Raw genomic sequence first — 19,475 nt, forward strand, 5'->3', positions numbered from 1 at the left:
CAGCGGCTTCTATCATTCAGTCAGAAAAAGCTTACTTCTTCTTAACTGCTTTTTTGTTTGGCAGGTCAGTGATTGAACCTTCAAATACTTCAGCAGCTAGACCTACAGACTCGTGTAGAGTTGGGTGAGCGTGGATAGTCAGAGCGATATCTTCTGCATCACAGCCCATCTCAATTGCAAGGCCGATTTCACCAAGTAGTTCACCACCGTTAGTACCAACGATAGCACCACCGATTACGCGGTGAGTTTCTTTGTCGAAGATTAGCTTAGTCATACCGTCTGCACAGTCAGATGCGATTGCACGACCTGATGCTGCCCATGGGAATGTTGCTACTTCGTACTTGATGCCTTCTTCTTTCGCTTCTTTTTCAGTCTTACCAACCCAAGCCACTTCTGGCTCAGTGTACGCAATTGAAGGGATAACTTTAGGGTCGAAGTAGTGCTTCTTACCAGAGATAACTTCAGCAGCTACGTGACCTTCATGCACACCTTTGTGAGCAAGCATTGGTTGACCAACGATATCACCGATCGCGAAGATGTGAGGAACGTTAGTACGCATTTGCTTATCAACGTTGATGAAGCCGCGCTCGTCAATTTCTAGACCCGCTTTTTCACCGTCGATTAGCTTACCATTTGGTACACGACCGATAGCAACTAGAACCGCATCGTAACGCTCAGCTTCAGCTGGCGCTTTCTTGCCTTCCATTGAAACGTAGATACCGTCTTCTTTTGCTTCAACTGCTGTTACTTTCGTTTCTAGCATTAGCTTGAACTTGTCTTTAATACGCTTAGTAAATACTTTCACGATATCTTTGTCTGCTGCAGGAATTACCTGGTCAAACATTTCAACAACTTCAACTTTAGAACCTAGAGAGTGGTAAACCGTACCCATTTCTAGACCGATGATACCACCGCCCATGATAAGCAGTTTTTCTGGCACTTCTTTTAGTTCTAGAGCGTCAGTAGAGTCCCAAATACGTGGGTCTTCATGCGGGATAAATGGCAGTTTGATTGGACGAGAACCAGCCGCAACGATTGCGTTGTCAAAGTTAACAACTGTTGGCTCACCTTCGCCTTCTACAAGGATAGAGTTAGGGCCAGTGAACTTACCGTAACCGTTAACTACTGTTACGTTACGCATCTTAGCCATACCGCTTAGGCCGCCAGTTAGTTGGTTAACAACTTTTTCTTTCCAGATGCGGATTTTGCTGATGTCTGTTTGAGGCTCACCGAACACAACGCCGTGGTCAGCCATCGCTTTCGCTTCTTCAATTACTTTAGAAACGTGAAGCAGTGCTTTAGATGGGATACAACCCACGTTCAGACATACACCGCCAAGCGTGCTGTAACGTTCAACTAGTACAGTTTCAAGACCTAAGTCCGCACAACGGAATGCAGCGGAGTAACCAGCAGGACCAGAACCAAGTACAACAACTTGGGCTTTAATTTCTTTGCTCATTTTGACCTCTTGTAGTCATTATCCCTAACAGGCTGAGTGGGTATCGATTTTTTATGTTTAAGAGAGATTTGTTTTAAACAGTTATTTTCAGACCGCTAACAGTTTACAGAGATGTTAATGGTGTGAAAAGTAAATCAATTTAGCCTGTGAGCTAGACAACAATTCGATTGTGAAAACCCTGAACGAAGCAAGGCTGATAACCAAATTGTCGGTAATTATGATTAGCAGAGGCGGCTAAGTTGCCGCCTCTCATTCATCTAATTTCTATTACAGAACTAGACGACGAATGTCAGATAGACATGAGTTTAGGTAAGTGATGAAGCGCGCACCTTCAGCACCATCGATCACACGGTGGTCGTATGATAGAGACAGTGGAAGTTGTAGACGCGGTTCGAACTCTTTACCGTTCCATACCGGTTTCATTTCTGACTTAGACACACCTAGGATACCAACTTCTGGTGCGTTTACGATTGGAGTAAACGCTGTACCGCCGATACCGCCTAGGCTAGAGATAGTGAAACAGCCACCTTGCATGTCAGCCGCAGTTAGCTTACCAGCACGTGCTTTCTTAGAAACCACCATTAGCTCTTCAGATAGCTCGTAGATGCCTTTCTTGTTCACGTCTTTAAATACAGGAACAACTAGACCGTTTGGTGTATCTACCGCGATACCAACATTCACGTATTTCTTCAGAATTAGGCTCTCACCGTCTTCTGATAGAGAAGAGTTGAACGCTGGGAACGCTTCAAGCGCTTTAGCTACCGCTTTCATGATGAACACAAGTGGTGTGATCTTCATTCCAGTGTCTTTCTTCGCTTCAATCGCGTTTTGCTCTTTACGGAATGCTTCAAGAGCCGTGATGTCTGCGTTATCCCACTGTGTAACGTGCGGGATCATTACCCAGTTACGGTGTAGGTTTGCGCCAGAGATCTTCTTAATGCGAGATAGCGGTTGAACTTCTGTCTCACCAAACTTGCTGAAGTCCACTTTTGGCCATGGTAGTAGACCAAGAGCTGCGCCGTCGCCTTTGCCAGATGCTGCTGCACCTGCGCCAGACTCAAGACGCTTAAGTGCATCTTTCACGTAAGCTTGAACGTCTTCTTTTAGGATACGGCTCTTACGACCAGAACCTTTAACCTTAGAAAGATTAACGCCAAATTCACGCGCTAGACGACGAACAACTGGAGACGCGTGAGCGTACTCATCGTTTTCTTTGAAATCGCCAGTCGCTGCTGGAGCTGCTGCCGCTGGAGCTTCTGCTTTAGGAGCTGGAGCTGCAGGTGCTGCCGCTTGAGCTGGAGCTGCTGCAGGAGCAGGTGCTGCGCCCGCCACTTCGAATACCATGATTAGTGAGCCAGTAGACACTTTGTCGCCAGCTGCAATCTTGATTTCTTTAACTGTGCCAGCGAATGGTGCAGGAACTTCCATAGAAGCTTTGTCACCTTCAACAGTGATTAGAGATTGCTCTTCTTCCACTGTGTCGCCAACCGCAACCATGATCTCAGTAACTTCAACTTCGTCGCCGCCGATATCTGGAACGTTCACTTCTTTTGCCGCAGACGCTGCTGGAGCTGCTGCCGCAGGAGCTTCAGCTGCCGCTGGTGCTGCTGGAGCGCCTGAACCTGCTGTTTCGAATACCATGATAAGTGAGCCAGTCGATACTTTATCGCCTGCTGCAACTTTGATCTCTTTTAGAGTACCTGCGAATGGCGCTGGAACTTCCATAGAAGCTTTGTCGCCTTCAACAGTTAGAAGAGATTGCTCTTCTTCGATGCTGTCGCCAACGGCAACCATGATTTCAGTAACTTCTACTTCATCACCACCGATGTCTGGTACGTGAACTTCTTTTAGTTCTGCCGCTGCTGCTGGAGCTGGAGCTGCTGCTGGAGCTGCTTCTGCCGCAGGAGCAGGTGCAGCGTCAGCTGCACCCTCGGCTTCGAAAATCATGATTAGAGAACCAGTAGAAACCTTGTCGCCTTCTGCAACTTTGATTTCTTTAACGATACCCGCTTGAGAAGCAGGAACTTCCATAGAAGCTTTATCGCCTTCAACTGTGATCAGAGACTGCTCTTCTTCAACCTTGTCGCCAACGCTTACAAGAATCTCAGTAACTTCAACCTCATCCGCACCGATGTCTGGTACATTAATTTCGATTGCCATTTCTTATCTACCTTCTTAATTAAGCGTATAGCGGGTTTGTTTTCTCTGTGTCGATGTCGAATTTCTTAATTGCTTCTGCAACTACAGATTTCTCAACTTCGCCACGTTTCGCTAGTTCAGTTAGCGCTGCTACTACTACGTAACCTGCGTTCACTTCGAAGTGACGACGTAGGTTTTCACGGCTGTCTGAACGACCGAAGCCATCAGTACCAAGAACTTTGAAAGACTCAGCAGGAATGTATGCACGAACCTGCTCTGCGTAGTTCTTCATGTAGTCAGTTGCTGCGATAGCAGGTTCAGTACCCATTACTGTTTGGATGTAAGGTACTTTCGCTTCCGCTTCTGGGTGAAGCATGTTGAAACGCTCTGCATCTTGGCCATCGCGAGTTAGTTCGTTGAATGACGTTACAGAGTAAACATCAGAAGCAACACCGTAATCTTCGCTTAGGATTTGAGCTGCTTTACGTACTTCATTCATGATAGTACCAGAGCTCATTAGCTGAACTTTCGCTTTGTCGCCCGTGTAAGTTTCTAGCTTGTAGATACCTTTACGGATGCCTTCTTCAGCGCCTTCTGGCATTGCTGGCATTGCGTAGTTTTCGTTCATTAGCGTTAGGTAGTAGAACACGTTTTCTTGTTCTGGACCGTACATGCGACGGATACCGTCTTGCATGATTACTGCTACTTCGTACGCGAATGTTGGGTCGTAAGAAATACAGTTAGGAACCGTACCCGCCAAAATGTGCGAGTGGCCGTCTTCGTGCTGTAGACCTTCACCGTTCAACGTTGTACGACCCGCAGTTGCACCTAGTAGGAAACCACGTGCTTGTTGGTCACCAGCCATCCACGCCATGTCGCCAACACGTTGGAAGCCGAACATTGAGTAGTAGATGTAGAACGGGATCATTGGTAGGTCGTTTGTCGAGTATGAAGTCGCAGCAGCAACCCATGAAGACATAGCACCTAGCTCGTTGATACCTTCTTGTAGAACCTGACCTGAAGTCGCTTCTTTGTAGTAAGAAACAACGCCACGGTCTTCTGGTGTGTAAGTTTGGCCGTGCGGGTTGTAGATACCGATTTGACGGAACAGACCTTCCATACCGAATGTACGTGCTTCGTCAGCAATGATAGGAACGATGTTCTTACCAATGTTCTTGTTCTTAAGTAGAACGTTTAGCGCACGTACGAATGCCATAGTAGAAGAGATATCACGCTTCTGTTCTTCTAGTAGTGGCTTGAATTCTTCTAGCTCAGGAACGATGAATTCTTGAGTGAATTTTGGTAGACGCTGTGGCGTGTAGCCGTGTAGCGCTTTACGACGAGCGTGTAGGTATTCGTACTCTTTTGAACCTTCTTCAAGTTTCAGGTACGGAAGTTCTTTCACTGCTTCGTCAGTTAGGATGTCTTGAAGACCTAGACGATCACGTAGGTGTAGTACGTGAGTCATATCCATCTTCTTAACTTGGTGCGCGATGTTCTTACCTTCAGCCGCTTCACCCATGCCGTAACCTTTAACAGTCTTAGCTAGGATTACTGTTGGACGACCTTTAGTTTCTGCCGCGTTTTTGTATGCCGCGTATAGCTTAGAAGACTCGTGACCACCACGCTTAAGTGCGAAGATTTCGTCATCAGTCATGTCAGCAACAAGTGCAGCTGTCTCTGGGTACTTACCAAAGAAGTGCTCACGTACGTACGCGCCATCTTTTGATTTGAATGTTTGGTAGTCGCCGTCGATCGTTTCATTCATAAGCTGTAGAAGCTTACCAGTCGTATCTTTAGCTAGTAGTGAATCCCAGTTGTTACCCCAGATTACCTTCACTACGTTCCAACCAGCACCTTTGAACAGACCTTCAAGTTCTTGAATGATCTTACCGTTACCCATTACAGGGCCATCTAGACGCTGTAGGTTACAGTTGATTAGGAAGCATAGGTTGTCTAGTTTCTCACGCGCAGCGAAAGAGATAGCACCACGTGATTCTGGCTCATCCATCTCACCGTCACCTAGGAACGCGTAAACGCGCTGTTCTGAAGTATCTTTAAGACCACGGCCTTCTAGGTACTTAAGGAAACGAGCTTGGTAGATAGAAGCGATTGGACCTAGGCCCATCGATACTGTCGGGAACTGCCAGAATTCAGGCATCAGTTTAGGGTGCGGGTATGAAGGAATACCTTTGCCGTCTACTTCTTGACGGAAGTTGTCTAGCTGCTCTTCAGTTAGACGACCTTCAACGAATGCACGTGAGTAGATACCTGGTGAAATGTGACCTTGGTAGTAAACTAGGTCGCCACCATCCTTCTCGTTTGGTGCACGGAAGAAGTGGTTGAAACATGTCTCGTAGAACGCAGCAGAAGACTGGAAAGACGCCATGTGGCCGCCTAGCTCTAGGTCTTTCTTAGATGCACGTAGAACGATCATGATAGCGTTCCAACGAATAATTGAGCGAATACGACGCTCAAGTGTTGTGTCACCTGGGTATGCTGGTTCTTGGTCTGCAGGAATCGTGTTGATGTAGTTAGTTGTGATACCTGTTGGCATATCAACACCGTCTAGACGTGCTTTATCTAGAACTTGCTCTAATAGGAATTGAGCACGCTCTAGACCTTCTTCACGTACAACTGACTCAAGCGCTTGTAGCCATTCTTGAGTTTCCAGTGCATCTACGTCATGCTTCATATCAGACATGGCGATCTATCCTTCTGTTGGTTGGATCTACTTATTTAAGTAACGCTCTTACGAGTCATTACCCTGCTGAATTCGACGTAGAGAACGCTCTCGTCGAGACTCTTCTCGAGTCAAATCCAACAATGTTTCTTCGATGTAAGCCAAGTGCGAGTGGGACATTTCTCGCGCCTTTTCAGGCTGACCAGAAACAATCGCATCCACGATATTGGCTCGGTGTTTACTGACTTTCTCGACCGCTTCTGGGCGGCGACGTAGTAATTTAAAATTTTGTAGAATATTTTGCTCAAGCAAAGGTGCTAAGCTTCGAACAATGTGCAACAAAACCACGTTGTGCGCGGCTTCTGTCAAAGCGATCAAAAATTGCATTACTTCCGCAGATTCAGCTTCGATATCGTTGTTTGCTTGCTCTTGGCTAATGCGCTCAAGGCAACCTTGAATACGCGCAAAATCTTCTTCGGTACCACGTAAAGCTGCAAAGTAGGCTGAAATTCCTTCCATCGCATGACGAGACTCAAGCACATCAAGCTGGGTTTCAGAATGACTAGACAACAAATTCAACAAGGGATCTGAAAAGCTCTTCCAGATATTCTCACTTACGAATGTTCCGCCACCTTGGCGACGAGTCAACAAACGCTTCGCTTCCAAGCGTTGAATGGCTTCTCGGACTGAAGGACGAGACACATCGAACTGTTTTGCCAGTTCACGCTCTGGAGGCAGTTGTTGCCCCGGAGACAATGTTCCTTCCACTATCAACCTTTCTAACTCTTGTTCTATAACATCAGAGAGTTTTGGCTGACGAATCCTTTGATAAGCCATAATTTATTGTTCTTCTACTCTTGCAGGTAATTGGTAATACCAATTTTAAGTTGGTGCAGAAATTAACATAATTAAAACGCCACTGTCCAGCCGAAAATTGACCTAAATCATAGAACGAGCTTACTTCCAACACTCTGATAACAATCGACTGTTAAAACAGCAATGGAATTGGTATGACCAATTACATAAAGCATACAAATGGGAAGTCGACGTGCTAGCAGTTTTGGAAAAGAAATACAGAAAATGACAAAATTATCAGTCTATTTATTCACCAAAACGGCATGTGCGAGCGTAAAAATGTAGTTAACTTTTAACAATCATTAATATTTCTGGTATCAAAAAAAGGCATACCTGATCGTATGCCTTATTTATTTCGCTTTTTTGAATTTACACTTTCGCTACAAATCAACGCTGTATAAGCAGTCTATATTTCACCCAATCAAAGCTTAGACCAGGATCGCTTTTTCTCAAGGGCGCAATATATTGATGACCGGTAATTCGTGGCGGGGTGATTTGAGGATAAGACTGCATAATCACCTCAGTAATCTCTGCAAGTGATTGATATTGCGCTTCTGTGTAGGCAGTAAATTCTGTCCCTTCAAGCTCGATACCAATGGAATAGTCATTACAACGCTCCCTGCCCGCGAAACTGGATTGACCGGCATGCCATGCTCTATCAAGAAAAGAAACAAATTGAACAACCTCGCCGTTTCTTTTAATCAAGCAATGTGCAGAAACGCCCATTTTGTGAATAACTTCAAAAAATGGATGTTCATTTGGGTCTAGCTTGCCAGTGAAGAAGTCCTCTATATATGGTCCACCAAACTGCCCAGGAGGCAAACTGATGTTGTGTACCACCAGCAGAGAGATGTCGTTTATATCAGAGCGGGCATCAAAAAATGGTGACGGAACATGCTTTGCCTGTGTCAGCCAGCCATTCTCGATAATTGGGCGCATATCAACCTCTCTACTTTGCAAATTAACTGCTGAAATTATTGACACCGGAGAGTATCATTCGTTGCCATCTCCCTTTCAAGACAAGATTTGCGATGAAGAACACACACAACATTCAAGAACGCCTAGAATACCTTAAACAACAACTCCCTTTAGAGATCACTCGCTCTGTCGCTGATACCTTAAAAGAAGATCTAGGTGGCAGTGTCGATGTAGATAACGACATTACTGCATCTTTGATCCCTGCCGAGGCGGTTAATACCGCAACGATTATTACTCGTGAGCATGGTGTGTTCTGTGGTCAAGCATGGGCTGATGAAGTTTTTAAACAGCTCGGTGGCAAGGTCAGTATTGAATGGCACGTAAAGGACGGCGATAAAGTCGAGCCTAACCAAACCCTTTGCACGCTGACAGGCCCTGCTCGTGACTTGTTGACTGGTGAGCGTAACGCAATGAACTTCATCCAAACGCTGTCTGGCTGCGCAACAGTTACCGCAGAGTACGCTGAAAAAATCGCGCATACTGAGTGTCGTCTACTAGATACACGTAAAACCATTCCAGGTCTGCGTAGCGCACTAAAATACGCCGTGACGTGTGGTGGTGGCCTTAACCATCGCATCGGCGTGTTCGACGCTTACCTCATTAAAGAAAACCACATTATTGCTTGTGGTGGCATCACCCAAGCCATCCAAAAAGCGAAAGAGCTTAACCCAAGCAAACCGGTAGAAGTAGAAACGGAAAGCTTAGAAGAGTTGAAGCAAGCGATAGAGGCTGGTGCCGACATCATCATGCTCGATAACTTCACAAAAGAAATGATGCGTGAAGCCGTAGCGATTAACGCAGGTCGTGCCGCTTTAGAGAACTCCGGCAACATTACGCTAGAGACCATCGCAGAATACGCAGAAACCGGTGTCGATTACATTTCGGTAGGCGCGTTGACTAAGCATCTAAAAGCGATGGATCTTTCGATGCGCTTCAAATAATAAAAGCAACACAATCTAAATTACTTCAACTAACTCAGTAAGTTGTGAGTAATTCATCATTAAAAAGGGCCAATAGGCCCTTTCTTTTTATCCACTAAAAAATAGTACTACTCGCAAAACTCTGCATGCGATATGCAACTTTTCACCAAAGAGTTTTACCTCACTCGAGAGCCCATCCCTTCCCCATTTTCAACCCACCTTAACTCTCCATAATCTTTCGCTAATGCAAGAGCATTATTAATTTTTAGGAAAGGGTTAAAAATGAAAAACAGTAAACAGAAAAAACAACAGGGTTTTACTCTGATCGAATTGATGATTGTGGTGGCGATTATTGGTGTTTTGGCAGCCGTCGCCATACCAGCTTATCAAGACTACGTAAAAAAATCAGAAGCCGCATCAGCTCTTGCTACGTTAAAGTCCCTAATTACTCCGGCTGAACTCTATTATCAAGAAAATGGAACGAGCTCGGCTGCTGGTCTTTCTGATTTAGGTTCAGTAGCTTCAGCTAACGATTTAGGCACACTAACATCAGCAATTGGATCTGGTTCAGGTGCGGTACCAACTCTAGAATTTGCTTTTGGTTCAAATAGCTCAATGACCTCGAGTGATACTTTAACTTTCTCTCGTAGTGCAACCGAAGGTTGGTCTTGTGCTCGTGCTGGTACAGTCCCAGCAATTGATGGCTGCCAATAACTAGTTGTTAATGTTAACCAACTTATCCACGGTTCTTCGCCAAAGAGGAGTACTGACGTTTTCCCAAGAAGAATCGTTAATAGAGCAAGTCAAAGCTTCTGGCATTTCGATGCCAGAGGCTTTACTCAGTTCAGGGTTATTCACGTCAAGCGAACTCGCTGAGCACTTAAGCTCTCTCTTTGGTTTAAATCAGCCCGAGTTATCTCAGTACGAGTACGCTTCGCTTTGTCAACAACTCGGTCTACGTGAATTAATCACTCGGCATAACGCACTCCCACTCCAACGTACGCCTTCAACGTTATTATTAGCGGTTGCCGACCCCACGAACCAACAAGCAGAAGATGACTTCCGCTTTGCGACAGGGTTGCAAGTAGAACTTGTTCTCGCTGATTTTCGCGAGCTGACCGCTGCGATTCGGCGCTTATATGGCCGCGCACTTGGGCAGGAAAAGTCTGGGCTAAAAGAGATCAACCAAGAAGAATTAGCCAACCTGGTTGATGTGGGCGCAGATGAAATCGACAACATTGAAGACTTGAGCCAAGACGAGTCGCCCGTCAGCCGTTACATAAACCAAATTCTGCTGGACGCTGTGCGCAAAGGCGCATCCGATATCCACTTTGAGCCTTATGAAAAGATGTACCGCGTTCGCTTACGCTGTGATGGCATCTTAATTGAAACACAGCAGCCACCAAGCCACTTAAGTCGCCGCTTATCCGCTCGTATCAAAATCCTCTCTAAGCTTGATATTGCAGAGCGACGTTTACCACAAGATGGGCGTATAAAGCTCAAGTTGAATCAAGACACCGCGATTGATATGCGTGTATCCACACTACCGACTCTATTCGGAGAGAAAATTGTACTACGACTGCTCGACAGCAGCTCTGCGTCACTGGATATCGACAAGCTTGGTTATAGCGAACAACAAAAACAATTGTACTTGGATGCGCTGCGTCGCCCACAAGGCATGATTCTGATGACAGGCCCAACAGGGAGCGGTAAAACCGTTTCTCTATACACTGGGCTAAGTATCCTCAATAAGCCAGAAATCAACATTTCCACGGCAGAAGACCCAGTAGAAATTAACTTATCGGGCATTAACCAAGTTCAAGTTCAGCCTAAGATTGGTTTTGGTTTTGCCGAAGCCCTGCGCTCTTTCTTACGTCAAGACCCGGATGTGGTAATGGTCGGTGAGATTCGTGACTTAGACACCGCCGAAATCGCTATAAAAGCATCGCAAACCGGTCACTTAGTACTTTCAACCTTGCATACCAATTCTGCGGCTGAAACGGTTATTCGTTTATCAAACATGGGCGTAGAAAGCTTTAACTTGGCCTCATCTCTTAGTTTGATTATTGCCCAGCGCTTGGCCCGTAAACTGTGCTCGCACTGTAAACAATCACAAGAGCTTACCGTTCAGCTACAACACCTTGGAATTCAAGCAAGCGACAACATTTTTAAAGCCAATCCCGATGGATGTAATGAGTGTACCCATGGTTATTCCGGCCGAACGGGGATTTATGAAGTGATGCGCTTTGATGAATTTCTTTCCGAAGCGCTTATTAAAGGCGCCTCGGTACATGAACTAGAAAAACTCGCCATCGCAAATGGTATGAGCACGTTACAAATGTCGGGCATAGAAAAACTCAAACAAGGGATCACAAGTTTTAGTGAACTACAGCGCGTACTTTATTTTTAATCCTTTAATCAGCAGTCACCTCTATGAAAAGCACTACACCACAACTTAAAAACTTCCGCTGGAAAGGCATCAACAGTTCAGGCAAAAAGACATCTGGACAAACCCTCGCGATGACGGAAATTGAAGTACGCGAGCGTCTAGACGCACAGCACATCAAGATCAAGAAGTTAAAGAAAAGCAGTATCTCGTTTCTCACTAAACTCAGCCATCGCGTGAAAGGCAGAGACATCACGGTGTTTACCCGTCAGATTTCGACGATGTTGATAACCGGTGTACCCTTAGTTCAGGCTTTAAAATTGGTCTCAGAAAATCATAAAAAAGCAGAGATGAAATCCATTTTGATGAGCGTGACACGCGCCGTTGAAGCGGGGACGCCCATGTCAAAAGCCATGCGCACTGCAAGTGAACACTTTGACCCACTCTATACCGATCTTATCGCCACAGGTGAGCAATCCGGTAACTTAGCAGAAGTATTCGAGCGCTTAGCCACCTACCGAGAAAAAAATGAGCAGCTTCGTGCGAAAGTGATCAAAGCACTGATTTACCCAGCCATGGTAGTGCTAGTAGCGTTAGGAGTGTCGTTTATCATGCTCACCAAAGTCATTCCCGAGTTTGAAAAAATGTTTGTTGGTTTTGGTGCTGACTTACCGTGGTTTACCAGGCAAGTGTTAGATCTTTCCGCCTGGACACAAAACTGGAGCCCATTTATAGCACTAGGCTCTATCAGTCTATTCATCTCAGCGAGAATCCTCTCTAAGCGTTCAGATTCTTTTCGCTTAATGCTCAATCGCTCTGTGCTTAAATTTCCTGTCCTCGGGCCCGTATTATCAAAAGCCGCTATCGCCAAATTTAGTCGAACACTCGCCACAAGCTTTACAGCGGGTATTCCAATTCTAACCAGTTTAAAAACCACATCAAAAACCTCAGGAAACTTGCACTATCAACTCGCCATAGAAGAAGTTTACCGTGATACCGCCGCAGGTATGCCAATGTATGTTGCCATGCGTAACTGTAATGTGTTCCCTGAATTAGTGTTACAAATGGTCATGATCGGTGAAGAGTCTGGTCGACTTGACGACATGCTCAATAAAGTTGCAACGATCTACGAGTTTGAAGTCGATAACACCGTCGACAACCTTAGTAAAATTCTAGAGCCACTAATTATCGTTTTTTTAGGTATCGTTGTTGGCGGATTAGTGACAGCAATGTACTTGCCAATCTTTAACTTAATGAGTGTATTGGGCTAGAATGAGCTGTTAACTCCTTTAAAACAGCATCTTGCTGATTTCACTCATCGCTCAAGAGACAAATATGGAAGTATTCCAGTACTACCCTTGGCTATTCGTTGTGTTTGCCACCATCTTCGGTCTGATCGTGGGTAGCTTCCTCAATGTGGTTATTTATCGACTACCTAAAATCATGGAACTAGAATGGCGACGCGAATGTGCCGAGTCATTTCCTGAATACAAAATAGAACCTCCTAAAGAAGTGCTGACCTTGAGCGTTCCACGCTCCTCCTGCCAGAAATGCGCAACACCGATACGTATTCGCGACAACATTCCTGTGATTAGCTGGCTGCTTTTAAAAGGCAAATGTCACAACTGTCAGGCAACCATTAGTGCACGCTATCCACTGATTGAACTGCTCACCGCGTTCTGTTCAGGCTTTATCGCTTATTACTTTGGTTTTAGTTACTTTACCGTTGCCCTACTCTTTTTTACTTTTATCTTAATCGCCGCAACATTTATCGATCTCGATACTATGTTGTTACCTGACCAATTAACATTACCATTAACTTGGGCTGGCATTGCCTTAGCATTAGTCGAAATAAGTCCTGTTACTCTACAAGATTCTGTCATTGGTGCTATTGCTGGTTACCTATGTCTCTGGTCCGTTTACTGGGGCTTTAAGCTACTTACTGGTAAAGAAGGAATGGGGTATGGTGATTTTAAACTACTGGCGGCACTAGGAGCTTGGCTAGGTTGGCAGTCACTGCCGATGATCATTCTACTTTCTTCTGTGGTTGGCATCGTATTTGGCATCATTCAACTACGCTTGCAAAAGCAGGGAATTGAAAAAGCTTTCCCTTTCGGTCCTTACTTAGCAATTGCTGGTTGGATAAGCTTAATTTGGGGCGACCAGATTTTAAACTGGTACTTTACTTCAGTTCTAGGAGTGTAAATGGCTTTGGTTATTGGTTTAACAGGCGGTATCGCTAGTGGAAAAACAACCGTCGCGAATCTGTTCAAACAACAATTTAAAATCGATATCGTCGATGCCGACATTGTAGCAAGAGAAGTTGTCGAGCCAGGTACTCCCGGCCTAAACGCGATTATTGAACACTTTGGTCACGATATCGTTCGTGAAGACCAAACTTTAGATCGCGCAAAGCTGAGAGAAAAAATCTTTTCGAATTCAGATGAAAAAGCATGGCTCAATGCACTGTTGCACCCGATAATTCGTGAAAAGATGATCGAAGATTTGCAGCAAGTCACTTCAGAGTATGCGTTACTTGTGGTGCCGTTGCTCGTAGAAAACAAGCTAGATAGTTTGTGTGATCGCATTCTTGTCGTCGATGTAGAACCGAATACACAGATATCTCGCACGATGAAACGAGACAATGTGAGTGAAGATCAAGTTCGCGCCATCCTTTCCTCTCAAGCATCAAGAGAGCAAAGGCTCGCGCTTGCAGACGATGTGGTTAAGAATAATCCAAGTGACCCTGATCTTTTGCTTCAAATCACAGATTTGCACGAAAAGTACCTAGCCATGTGTAAGAAAAATCTGCGAAAATAGGAACGAAACTCACAAAGGCTTATGTCGATGACCACGCACAAATTTGAACATCCGTTAAATGAGAAAACTCGTATTTATCTAAGAGTGGAGTCTCTGCTGCGTCAGGCTCACTTGGCCTCTGGGTTTAGCGAAAATCATCAGTATCAACTGTTTTTCCGTGCGTTATTCGATATGGTTGAGATCTTCGAACAAATCCAACTGAAAAGTGAACTGGCTAAAGATCTTGAGAAGCAACGGCTGTCGTACCGCCATTGGCTCAATGTCGATGGTGTCGATCAAGACGCATTAAATACCTTGCTACAAGAGATAGATGTCGTTCATAGCCAACTAATGGGTGCTGAACGTTTTGGCCAAGCATTAAAAGAAGATCGCTTCCTAAGCTCTATCCGTCAACGCTTTAATCTACCGGGTGGTTCATGCTGTTTTGATCTGCCAGCATTACACTACTGGCTTCATCTATCTATTGAACGTAAAAAGCGTGATGCACAACAGTGGCAAGCAAGCTTAAAGCCCTTATCTGATGCGCTTTCGTTATGGTTAAAGCTCACTAGAGAGACCGGACATTTCAAAGCTCAAATCGGTCGTGCAGGTTTCTTCCAAAGTGACGCTGATGAAGCCAACATTCTAAGACTTCACATCCCAATGGAATATGGCGTGTATCCTATGATTTCAGGCCATAAAAACCGCTTTGCGATCAAGTTCATGTCGTTTGAAAACGGTCAAGCATGCACACAAGATATTGAATTTGAACTTGCTGTTTGCAGCTAAGACGACACTACGCCTCGCCTCCATAATCTAAAATTCAACGCTTTATTGCGCTTATATTTGATAAAATTTCGTAGCAGCAATAGCGCGTTGAATAAGCCATCTTTAATTCGTTTAGGTATACTACCCTTTAACACCAATTAGTAATGGGACGCTCAACTATGTCTAAAGTTACCATCGTTCAATGCCCACAATGTGGCGCCGACGTAGAATGGGGAGAACAAAGTCCTCATCGCCCTTTCTGCAGTAAACAATGCCAAATGATTGATTTTGGTGAATGGGCAGATGAAGAAAACACCATCCCAGGCGCACCCGATATGTCCGATAGTGATGGCTGGTCTGAAGACCAGTATTAAATTGAGACCTAGGGTAAAGGAATACCCTAGGTTCCTTCTTGGGGAACCGAATCACGCTCCGTCGTCGCTGTCCAGAATGACGAATTTTAACCACGGTACTCTATAATCTTTGACCATCATTTCCTGTCATTCCGAGGAGCCATAGCGACATCAGGAATCTATTCACAGCAAGGTAGAGGCGTGGAGTGTACGTCAGTGCATGAGCATCGACAGTGCAGGTCGGGAGAAAAGAAACGAGCAAGCTAATTACACAAATAAAAAAACGGAGCCCTAAAAGGACTCCGTTTAAGATGAGAACGCTAGTTATAGCATTACTTCTTAGCAAGTTTCTCTTTGATACGAGCAGACTTACCAGAACGCTCACGTAGGTAGTACAACTTGGCACGACGTACTGCACCACGGCGTTTAACTTCGATGCTATCAACGATTGGAGAGTGTGTTTGGAACGTACGCTCAACACCTTCACCGTTAGAGATCTTACGCACAGTGAAAGCAGAGTGTAGACCACGGTTACGGATTGCGATTACAACGCCTTCGAAAGCCTGTAGACGCTCACGGTCACCTTCTTTTACCTTAACTTGAACTACAACAGTGTCACCTGGTGCAAATTTAGGTAGGTCTGATTTCATTTGCTCTTCTTCAAGAGCTTTGATGATGTTACTCATTTTTTAAATTCCTAGAATAAACTGATACTAAATAAATTAGGTTACTTTGCGTTATGTTCTTTAATGGCTTTATGCTCATTAACAAACTCAGCAAGTAATTGTTCCTGTTCGTCAGTCAGAGCTAGGTTTTCCAGGAGCTCTGGTCTTCTTAGCCAAGTACGGCCCAACGACTGCTTGAGTCGCCATTGACGAATATCCTTGTGATTGCCTGACATCAGTACCGCTGGTACCTCTTTGTCATCCAATACTTCTGGACGCGTATAGTGAGGGCAATCTAACAAGCCATTTGCAAAAGAGTCTTCTTCTGCTGACGCGAAATCCCCTAGTACACCCGGAACAAACCGAGAGACAGCGTCGATTAACGTCATGGCTGGTATCTCACCACCCGTCATCACAAAATCACCAATCGACCATTCTTCGTCGACTTCAGATTGAATGATGCGCTCATCTACCCCTTCATAACGACCACAAATCAGAAGCAAGTTCTCATTCGTTGCCAGTTCTTCCACTCCTTTCTGGTCGAGCTTGCGACCTTGAGGAGAAAGGTAGATGACTTTCGTCTTGCCCGGTGAGGCTGCTTTCGCGGTATGAATGGCATCGCGCAAAGGCTGAACCATCATTAACATACCAGGGCCACCACCGTAAGGTCGGTCATCGACTGTGCGATGTTTGTCGTGAGTGAAATCTCTAGGATTCCAAGTTTCAATCGACAAAAGACCTTTTTTAACCGCTTGACCTGTTACTCCAAAATCAGTAACAGAACGGAACATTTCTGGAAAAAGGCTAATAACGCCAACCCACATGTTTATCTCGCTCTGTAATTTTGGAGATTAGAATCCAGGATCCCAGTCAACTTCGATCCGTTGAGCTTCGCGATCAACATTAATGATCACTTGCTCTTCAAGGAACGGGATTAATCGTTCCTTCTGCCCGAAAGCATCTTTAAGATTTGCTTTAACAACCAGAACATCGTTTGAGCCAGTTTCTAGCATGTCAGTAACAACACCTAGATCGTAACCTTTAGTAGTTACAACTTGCATCCCAAACAATTCGCGCCAGTAGAACTCATCTTCTGACAATTCAGGAAGTACCGCAGGGTCAATAGCAATTTCAAAGTTCGTCATTAGATGCGCGTCTTCACGAACATCCATGCCTTCCAGCTTAGCCACCATACCTTTGTTATGGCGCTTCCAGCTTTCTACTTTGTACTCAACCCACTTGCCCTTTTGGTTAATGTACCAAGGGCTGTAATCGAAAATGCTTTCAGCATTGTCTGTGTAGGAAAAAACCTTAAGCCAACCACGAATGCCGTAAGTAGCACCAAACTTGCCTACAACAATCTTTTCGTTGCTCATTGTTTCTTTACCTTTCATCGACATAAACTAGTTTCTACTTTTCAAGTAAAAAATTAAGCCGCTTTTTGAGCGTCTTTAACTAGCTTAGCAACACGGTCAGATACTGACGCGCCTTGACCAACCCAGTGGTTAACGCGGTCTAGGTCTAGACGTAGACCTTCTTCTTGACCTTTAGCAGTTGGGTTGAAGAAACCAACTTTCTCGATGAAACGGCCAGTTGCAGCGTTGCGGCTGTCCGCTACTACGATTTGATAAAATGGACGCTTTTTAGCGCCGTGACGTGCCAAACGAATGGTTACCATGTCGTCCTCTTTGCTTTCTCAAAAATAAAATTAACCCCAAAAACCATTCAAGAAATTAAACAGTTTGGGGTCTCGTGCCAAAATAAAGCTCCGGAATTTTACTCTTCTCCCGGAGCAATGCAAGGAGTTTAGTTACTTTTTCACCAACATAAATTGAATTTAAAGTTTGTGACGAACCTAACACCCTGAATCTATGCGTGATCGATTAATTAACGACCAAATGGGTTGAAGCCACCGCCGCCACCCATGCCGCCCATCATGCCTTGCATGTTGCGCATCATGCCTTTCATGCCACCTTTTTGCATCTTTTTCATCATTTTCTGCATTTGGGTGAACTGTTTTAGTAAGCGGTTTACATCTTGAACCTGCACACCAGAACCAGCCGCGATACGCTTCTTGCGCGAGCCCTTGATAATTTCTGGGCGTTGACGTTCTTTCATTGTCATGGAGCTGATGATCGCTTCCATCTGTTTGAACATCTTGTCATCGACTTTGTCTTTCACATTGTCTGGTAGCTGGGACATTCCTGGAAGCTTATCCATCATCCCCATCATGCCGCCCATGTTTTGCATCTGGCCTAGCTGTTCACGGAAATCTTCAAGGTCGAAACCTTTCTTCTCTTTGAACTTCTTCGCTAACTTTTCTGCCTTTTCTTGGTCAACGTTGCGTTGTAGGTCTTCAATCAAAGACAGAACGTCACCCATGCCAAGAATACGTGAAGCAACACGATCTGGGTGGAACGGTTCTAGCGCGTCAGTTTTTTCACCGACACCCAAGAATTTGATTGGTTTGCCCGTGACATGGCGTACTGAAAGTGCCGCACCACCACGAGCATCACCATCAACCTTAGTTAGAACTACACCGGTAAGAGGTAGCGCATCGCCAAAGGCTTTTGCTGTATTTGCTGCGTCTTGACCCGTCATGGCGTCAACAACAAATAGCGTTTCTACTGGGTTGATAGCTGCGTGAAGATCTTTGATCTCCCCCATCATCTCTTCATCAATTGCCAAACGACCTGCGGTATCGACAATCAATACGTCGTAGAATTTTTTCTTCGCATGGTCAATCGCTGCATTGGCGATATCAATAGGCTTTTGGTCTGGTGATGATGGGAAGAAGTCAACACCGATGTCTGATGCCAGTGTTTCAAGCTGCTTGATTGCCGCAGGACGGTAAACGTCGGCAGACACAACCAAGACTTTCTTCTTGTCACGTTCTTTTAGAAGCTTAGATAACTTACCTACCGATGTGGTTTTACCCGCACCTTGTAGACCAGCCATAAGAAGCACAGCAGGTGGTTGAGCAGCAAGGTTTAGCGCCTCATTCGACTCACCCATTACGGCTTCAAGTTCTGTTTGAACGATCTTGATAAATTCCTGACCTGGAGTCAGAGATTTAGAAACTTCTACGCCCACCGCTTTTTCTTTAACGCGGTTCACAAATTCACGAACGACCGGAAGCGCAACGTCAGCTTCAAGTAGAGCCATTCGGACTTCACGTAGGGTTTCTTTAATGTTGTCTTCGGTCAGACGACCTTTACCACTGATATTTTTCAGCGTTTTGGATAATCGATCCGTTAAATTCTCAAACATCTTTGTCTCTTCGCTAAAATGGCGATTAATTAGTGTGAGTATACATTAGCCAAGGTCTGAGTCATACCCGTACCGCTGTCCTATTCTTGTCTCTATTTATATATGGTGCGGTAACTTATTAATTTCAATATCTCATCTCTCACGATTGATGTCGGATATAACGTAGCCCCAAAGTGTAATGCAAGGTATAATTTCTCCAT

General features: G+C 44.9%; 18 protein-coding genes. 8 read left to right on the forward strand and 10 right to left on the reverse strand.

Features of this window, described 5'->3' with window-relative positions:
• Window positions 1-31 precede the first annotated feature (31 nt).
• From lpdA to ampD, 5 genes are all read right to left on the reverse strand, one after another.
• Window positions 32-1,459: a dihydrolipoyl dehydrogenase gene (gene lpdA / locus MTF70_RS02855; RefSeq protein WP_005379993.1), complete on the reverse strand. Its 1,428-nt coding sequence runs from the start codon at window positions 1,457-1,459 to the stop codon at window positions 32-34.
• A gap of 267 nt (window positions 1,460-1,726) precedes the next feature.
• Entirely contained in the window at window positions 1,727-3,619 is a 1,893-nt protein-coding gene (gene aceF, locus MTF70_RS02860; RefSeq protein WP_132936923.1) for a pyruvate dehydrogenase complex dihydrolipoyllysine-residue acetyltransferase, read from the reverse strand.
• A 19-nt stretch (window positions 3,620-3,638) separates the two neighbouring features.
• The gene (aceE, locus tag MTF70_RS02865; protein ID WP_005386612.1) at window positions 3,639-6,302 is read right to left on the reverse strand and encodes a pyruvate dehydrogenase (acetyl-transferring), homodimeric type; all 2,664 of its coding nucleotides are present in this window, start codon (window positions 6,300-6,302) and stop codon (window positions 3,639-3,641) included.
• 48 nt (window positions 6,303-6,350) lie between these two features.
• Window positions 6,351-7,118 carry a pyruvate dehydrogenase complex transcriptional repressor PdhR gene (gene pdhR, locus MTF70_RS02870; RefSeq protein ID WP_005379989.1) on the reverse strand — a complete coding sequence of 256 codons (768 nt, stop codon included), beginning with the start codon at window positions 7,116-7,118 and terminating at the stop codon, window positions 6,351-6,353.
• A gap of 405 nt (window positions 7,119-7,523) precedes the next feature.
• Window positions 7,524-8,075 (reverse strand): 1,6-anhydro-N-acetylmuramyl-L-alanine amidase AmpD, encoded by a 552-nt coding sequence (gene ampD / locus MTF70_RS02875; protein WP_042521337.1) that lies wholly within the window; start codon window positions 8,073-8,075, stop codon window positions 7,524-7,526.
• Window positions 8,076-8,167: 92 nt separating this feature from the next.
• On the opposite strand from ampD, the gene nadC reads away from it, so the two are divergent.
• The 8 genes from nadC to yacG all read left to right on the forward strand — a co-directional run bounded on the left by nadC (window position 8,168) and on the right by yacG (window position 15,361).
• Complete coding sequence (nadC, locus tag MTF70_RS02880; protein WP_042521335.1) at window positions 8,168-9,055, forward strand: carboxylating nicotinate-nucleotide diphosphorylase; 888 nt, start codon at window positions 8,168-8,170, stop codon at window positions 9,053-9,055.
• Between the two features lie 261 nt (window positions 9,056-9,316).
• Window positions 9,317-9,748 carry a prepilin-type N-terminal cleavage/methylation domain-containing protein gene (locus MTF70_RS02885; protein WP_042521333.1) on the forward strand — a complete coding sequence of 144 codons (432 nt, stop codon included), beginning with the start codon at window positions 9,317-9,319 and terminating at the stop codon, window positions 9,746-9,748.
• Window positions 9,749-9,758: 10 nt separating this feature from the next.
• Window positions 9,759-11,444, forward strand: a complete 1,686-nt coding sequence (gene pilB / locus MTF70_RS02890) for a type IV-A pilus assembly ATPase PilB (RefSeq protein WP_042521331.1) — start codon at window positions 9,759-9,761, stop codon at window positions 11,442-11,444.
• 23 nt (window positions 11,445-11,467) lie between these two features.
• Window positions 11,468-12,691: a type II secretion system F family protein gene (locus MTF70_RS02895; protein ID WP_017635918.1), complete on the forward strand. Its 1,224-nt coding sequence runs from the start codon at window positions 11,468-11,470 to the stop codon at window positions 12,689-12,691.
• A 64-nt stretch (window positions 12,692-12,755) separates the two neighbouring features.
• Complete coding sequence (locus MTF70_RS02900) at window positions 12,756-13,625, forward strand: A24 family peptidase (protein WP_017635919.1); 870 nt, start codon at window positions 12,756-12,758, stop codon at window positions 13,623-13,625.
• Entirely contained in the window at window positions 13,626-14,240 is a 615-nt protein-coding gene (gene coaE / locus MTF70_RS02905; protein WP_042521328.1) for a dephospho-CoA kinase, read from the forward strand.
• Between the two features lie 27 nt (window positions 14,241-14,267).
• The gene (zapD, locus tag MTF70_RS02910) at window positions 14,268-15,008 is read left to right on the forward strand and encodes a cell division protein ZapD (RefSeq protein ID WP_042521326.1); all 741 of its coding nucleotides are present in this window, start codon (window positions 14,268-14,270) and stop codon (window positions 15,006-15,008) included.
• 158 nt (window positions 15,009-15,166) lie between these two features.
• Window positions 15,167-15,361 carry a DNA gyrase inhibitor YacG gene (yacG, locus tag MTF70_RS02915; RefSeq protein WP_017635922.1) on the forward strand — a complete coding sequence of 65 codons (195 nt, stop codon included), beginning with the start codon at window positions 15,167-15,169 and terminating at the stop codon, window positions 15,359-15,361.
• A gap of 311 nt (window positions 15,362-15,672) precedes the next feature.
• Here the strand turns inward: yacG and rplS are convergent, their stop codons facing one another.
• From rplS to ffh, 5 genes are all read right to left on the reverse strand, one after another.
• Complete coding sequence (gene rplS, locus MTF70_RS02920; protein WP_005379971.1) at window positions 15,673-16,026, reverse strand: 50S ribosomal protein L19; 354 nt, start codon at window positions 16,024-16,026, stop codon at window positions 15,673-15,675.
• Window positions 16,027-16,067: 41 nt separating this feature from the next.
• The gene (gene trmD, locus MTF70_RS02925; RefSeq protein ID WP_017635923.1) at window positions 16,068-16,829 is read right to left on the reverse strand and encodes a tRNA (guanosine(37)-N1)-methyltransferase TrmD; all 762 of its coding nucleotides are present in this window, start codon (window positions 16,827-16,829) and stop codon (window positions 16,068-16,070) included.
• Window positions 16,830-16,856: 27 nt separating this feature from the next.
• Window positions 16,857-17,405: a ribosome maturation factor RimM gene (gene rimM / locus MTF70_RS02930; RefSeq protein ID WP_005379964.1), complete on the reverse strand. Its 549-nt coding sequence runs from the start codon at window positions 17,403-17,405 to the stop codon at window positions 16,857-16,859.
• A 29-nt stretch (window positions 17,406-17,434) separates the two neighbouring features.
• Window positions 17,435-17,683, reverse strand: a complete 249-nt coding sequence (rpsP, locus tag MTF70_RS02935; protein WP_005379962.1) for a 30S ribosomal protein S16 — start codon at window positions 17,681-17,683, stop codon at window positions 17,435-17,437.
• A 209-nt stretch (window positions 17,684-17,892) separates the two neighbouring features.
• Window positions 17,893-19,275 carry a signal recognition particle protein gene (ffh, locus tag MTF70_RS02940; RefSeq protein ID WP_005385423.1) on the reverse strand — a complete coding sequence of 461 codons (1,383 nt, stop codon included), beginning with the start codon at window positions 19,273-19,275 and terminating at the stop codon, window positions 17,893-17,895.
• Window positions 19,276-19,475 lie beyond the last annotated feature (200 nt).

This window comes from Vibrio sp. 2CM40D (genome assembly GCF_023161825.1).
Lineage (GTDB): Bacteria > Pseudomonadota > Gammaproteobacteria > Enterobacterales > Vibrionaceae > Vibrio > Vibrio alginolyticus.

Coding starts and splice junctions, on each gene's coding strand:
- nadC (WP_042521335.1), top strand. CDS start 8,168: ATGAAGAACACACACAACATTCAAGAACGCCTAGAATACCTTAAACAA.
- coaE (WP_042521328.1), top strand. CDS start 13,626: ATGGCTTTGGTTATTGGTTTAACAGGCGGTATCGCTAGTGGAAAAACA.
- lpdA (WP_005379993.1), bottom strand. CDS start 1,459: ATGAGCAAAGAAATTAAAGCCCAAGTTGTTGTACTTGGTTCTGGTCCT.
- trmD (WP_017635923.1), bottom strand. CDS start 16,829: ATGTGGGTTGGCGTTATTAGCCTTTTTCCAGAAATGTTCCGTTCTGTT.
- ffh (WP_005385423.1), bottom strand. CDS start 19,275: ATGTTTGAGAATTTAACGGATCGATTATCCAAAACGCTGAAAAATATC.
- yacG (WP_017635922.1), top strand. CDS start 15,167: ATGTCTAAAGTTACCATCGTTCAATGCCCACAATGTGGCGCCGACGTA.
- pilB (WP_042521331.1), top strand. CDS start 9,759: ATGTTAACCAACTTATCCACGGTTCTTCGCCAAAGAGGAGTACTGACG.
- MTF70_RS02900 (WP_017635919.1), top strand. CDS start 12,756: ATGGAAGTATTCCAGTACTACCCTTGGCTATTCGTTGTGTTTGCCACC.
- aceF (WP_132936923.1), bottom strand. CDS start 3,619: ATGGCAATCGAAATTAATGTACCAGACATCGGTGCGGATGAGGTTGAA.
- rimM (WP_005379964.1), bottom strand. CDS start 17,405: ATGTCGATGAAAGGTAAAGAAACAATGAGCAACGAAAAGATTGTTGTA.
- zapD (WP_042521326.1), top strand. CDS start 14,268: ATGACCACGCACAAATTTGAACATCCGTTAAATGAGAAAACTCGTATT.
- rplS (WP_005379971.1), bottom strand. CDS start 16,026: ATGAGTAACATCATCAAAGCTCTTGAAGAAGAGCAAATGAAATCAGAC.
- aceE (WP_005386612.1), bottom strand. CDS start 6,302: ATGTCTGATATGAAGCATGACGTAGATGCACTGGAAACTCAAGAATGG.
- ampD (WP_042521337.1), bottom strand. CDS start 8,075: ATGCGCCCAATTATCGAGAATGGCTGGCTGACACAGGCAAAGCATGTT.
- rpsP (WP_005379962.1), bottom strand. CDS start 17,683: ATGGTAACCATTCGTTTGGCACGTCACGGCGCTAAAAAGCGTCCATTT.
- MTF70_RS02885 (WP_042521333.1), top strand. CDS start 9,317: ATGAAAAACAGTAAACAGAAAAAACAACAGGGTTTTACTCTGATCGAA.
- MTF70_RS02895 (WP_017635918.1), top strand. CDS start 11,468: ATGAAAAGCACTACACCACAACTTAAAAACTTCCGCTGGAAAGGCATC.
- pdhR (WP_005379989.1), bottom strand. CDS start 7,118: ATGGCTTATCAAAGGATTCGTCAGCCAAAACTCTCTGATGTTATAGAA.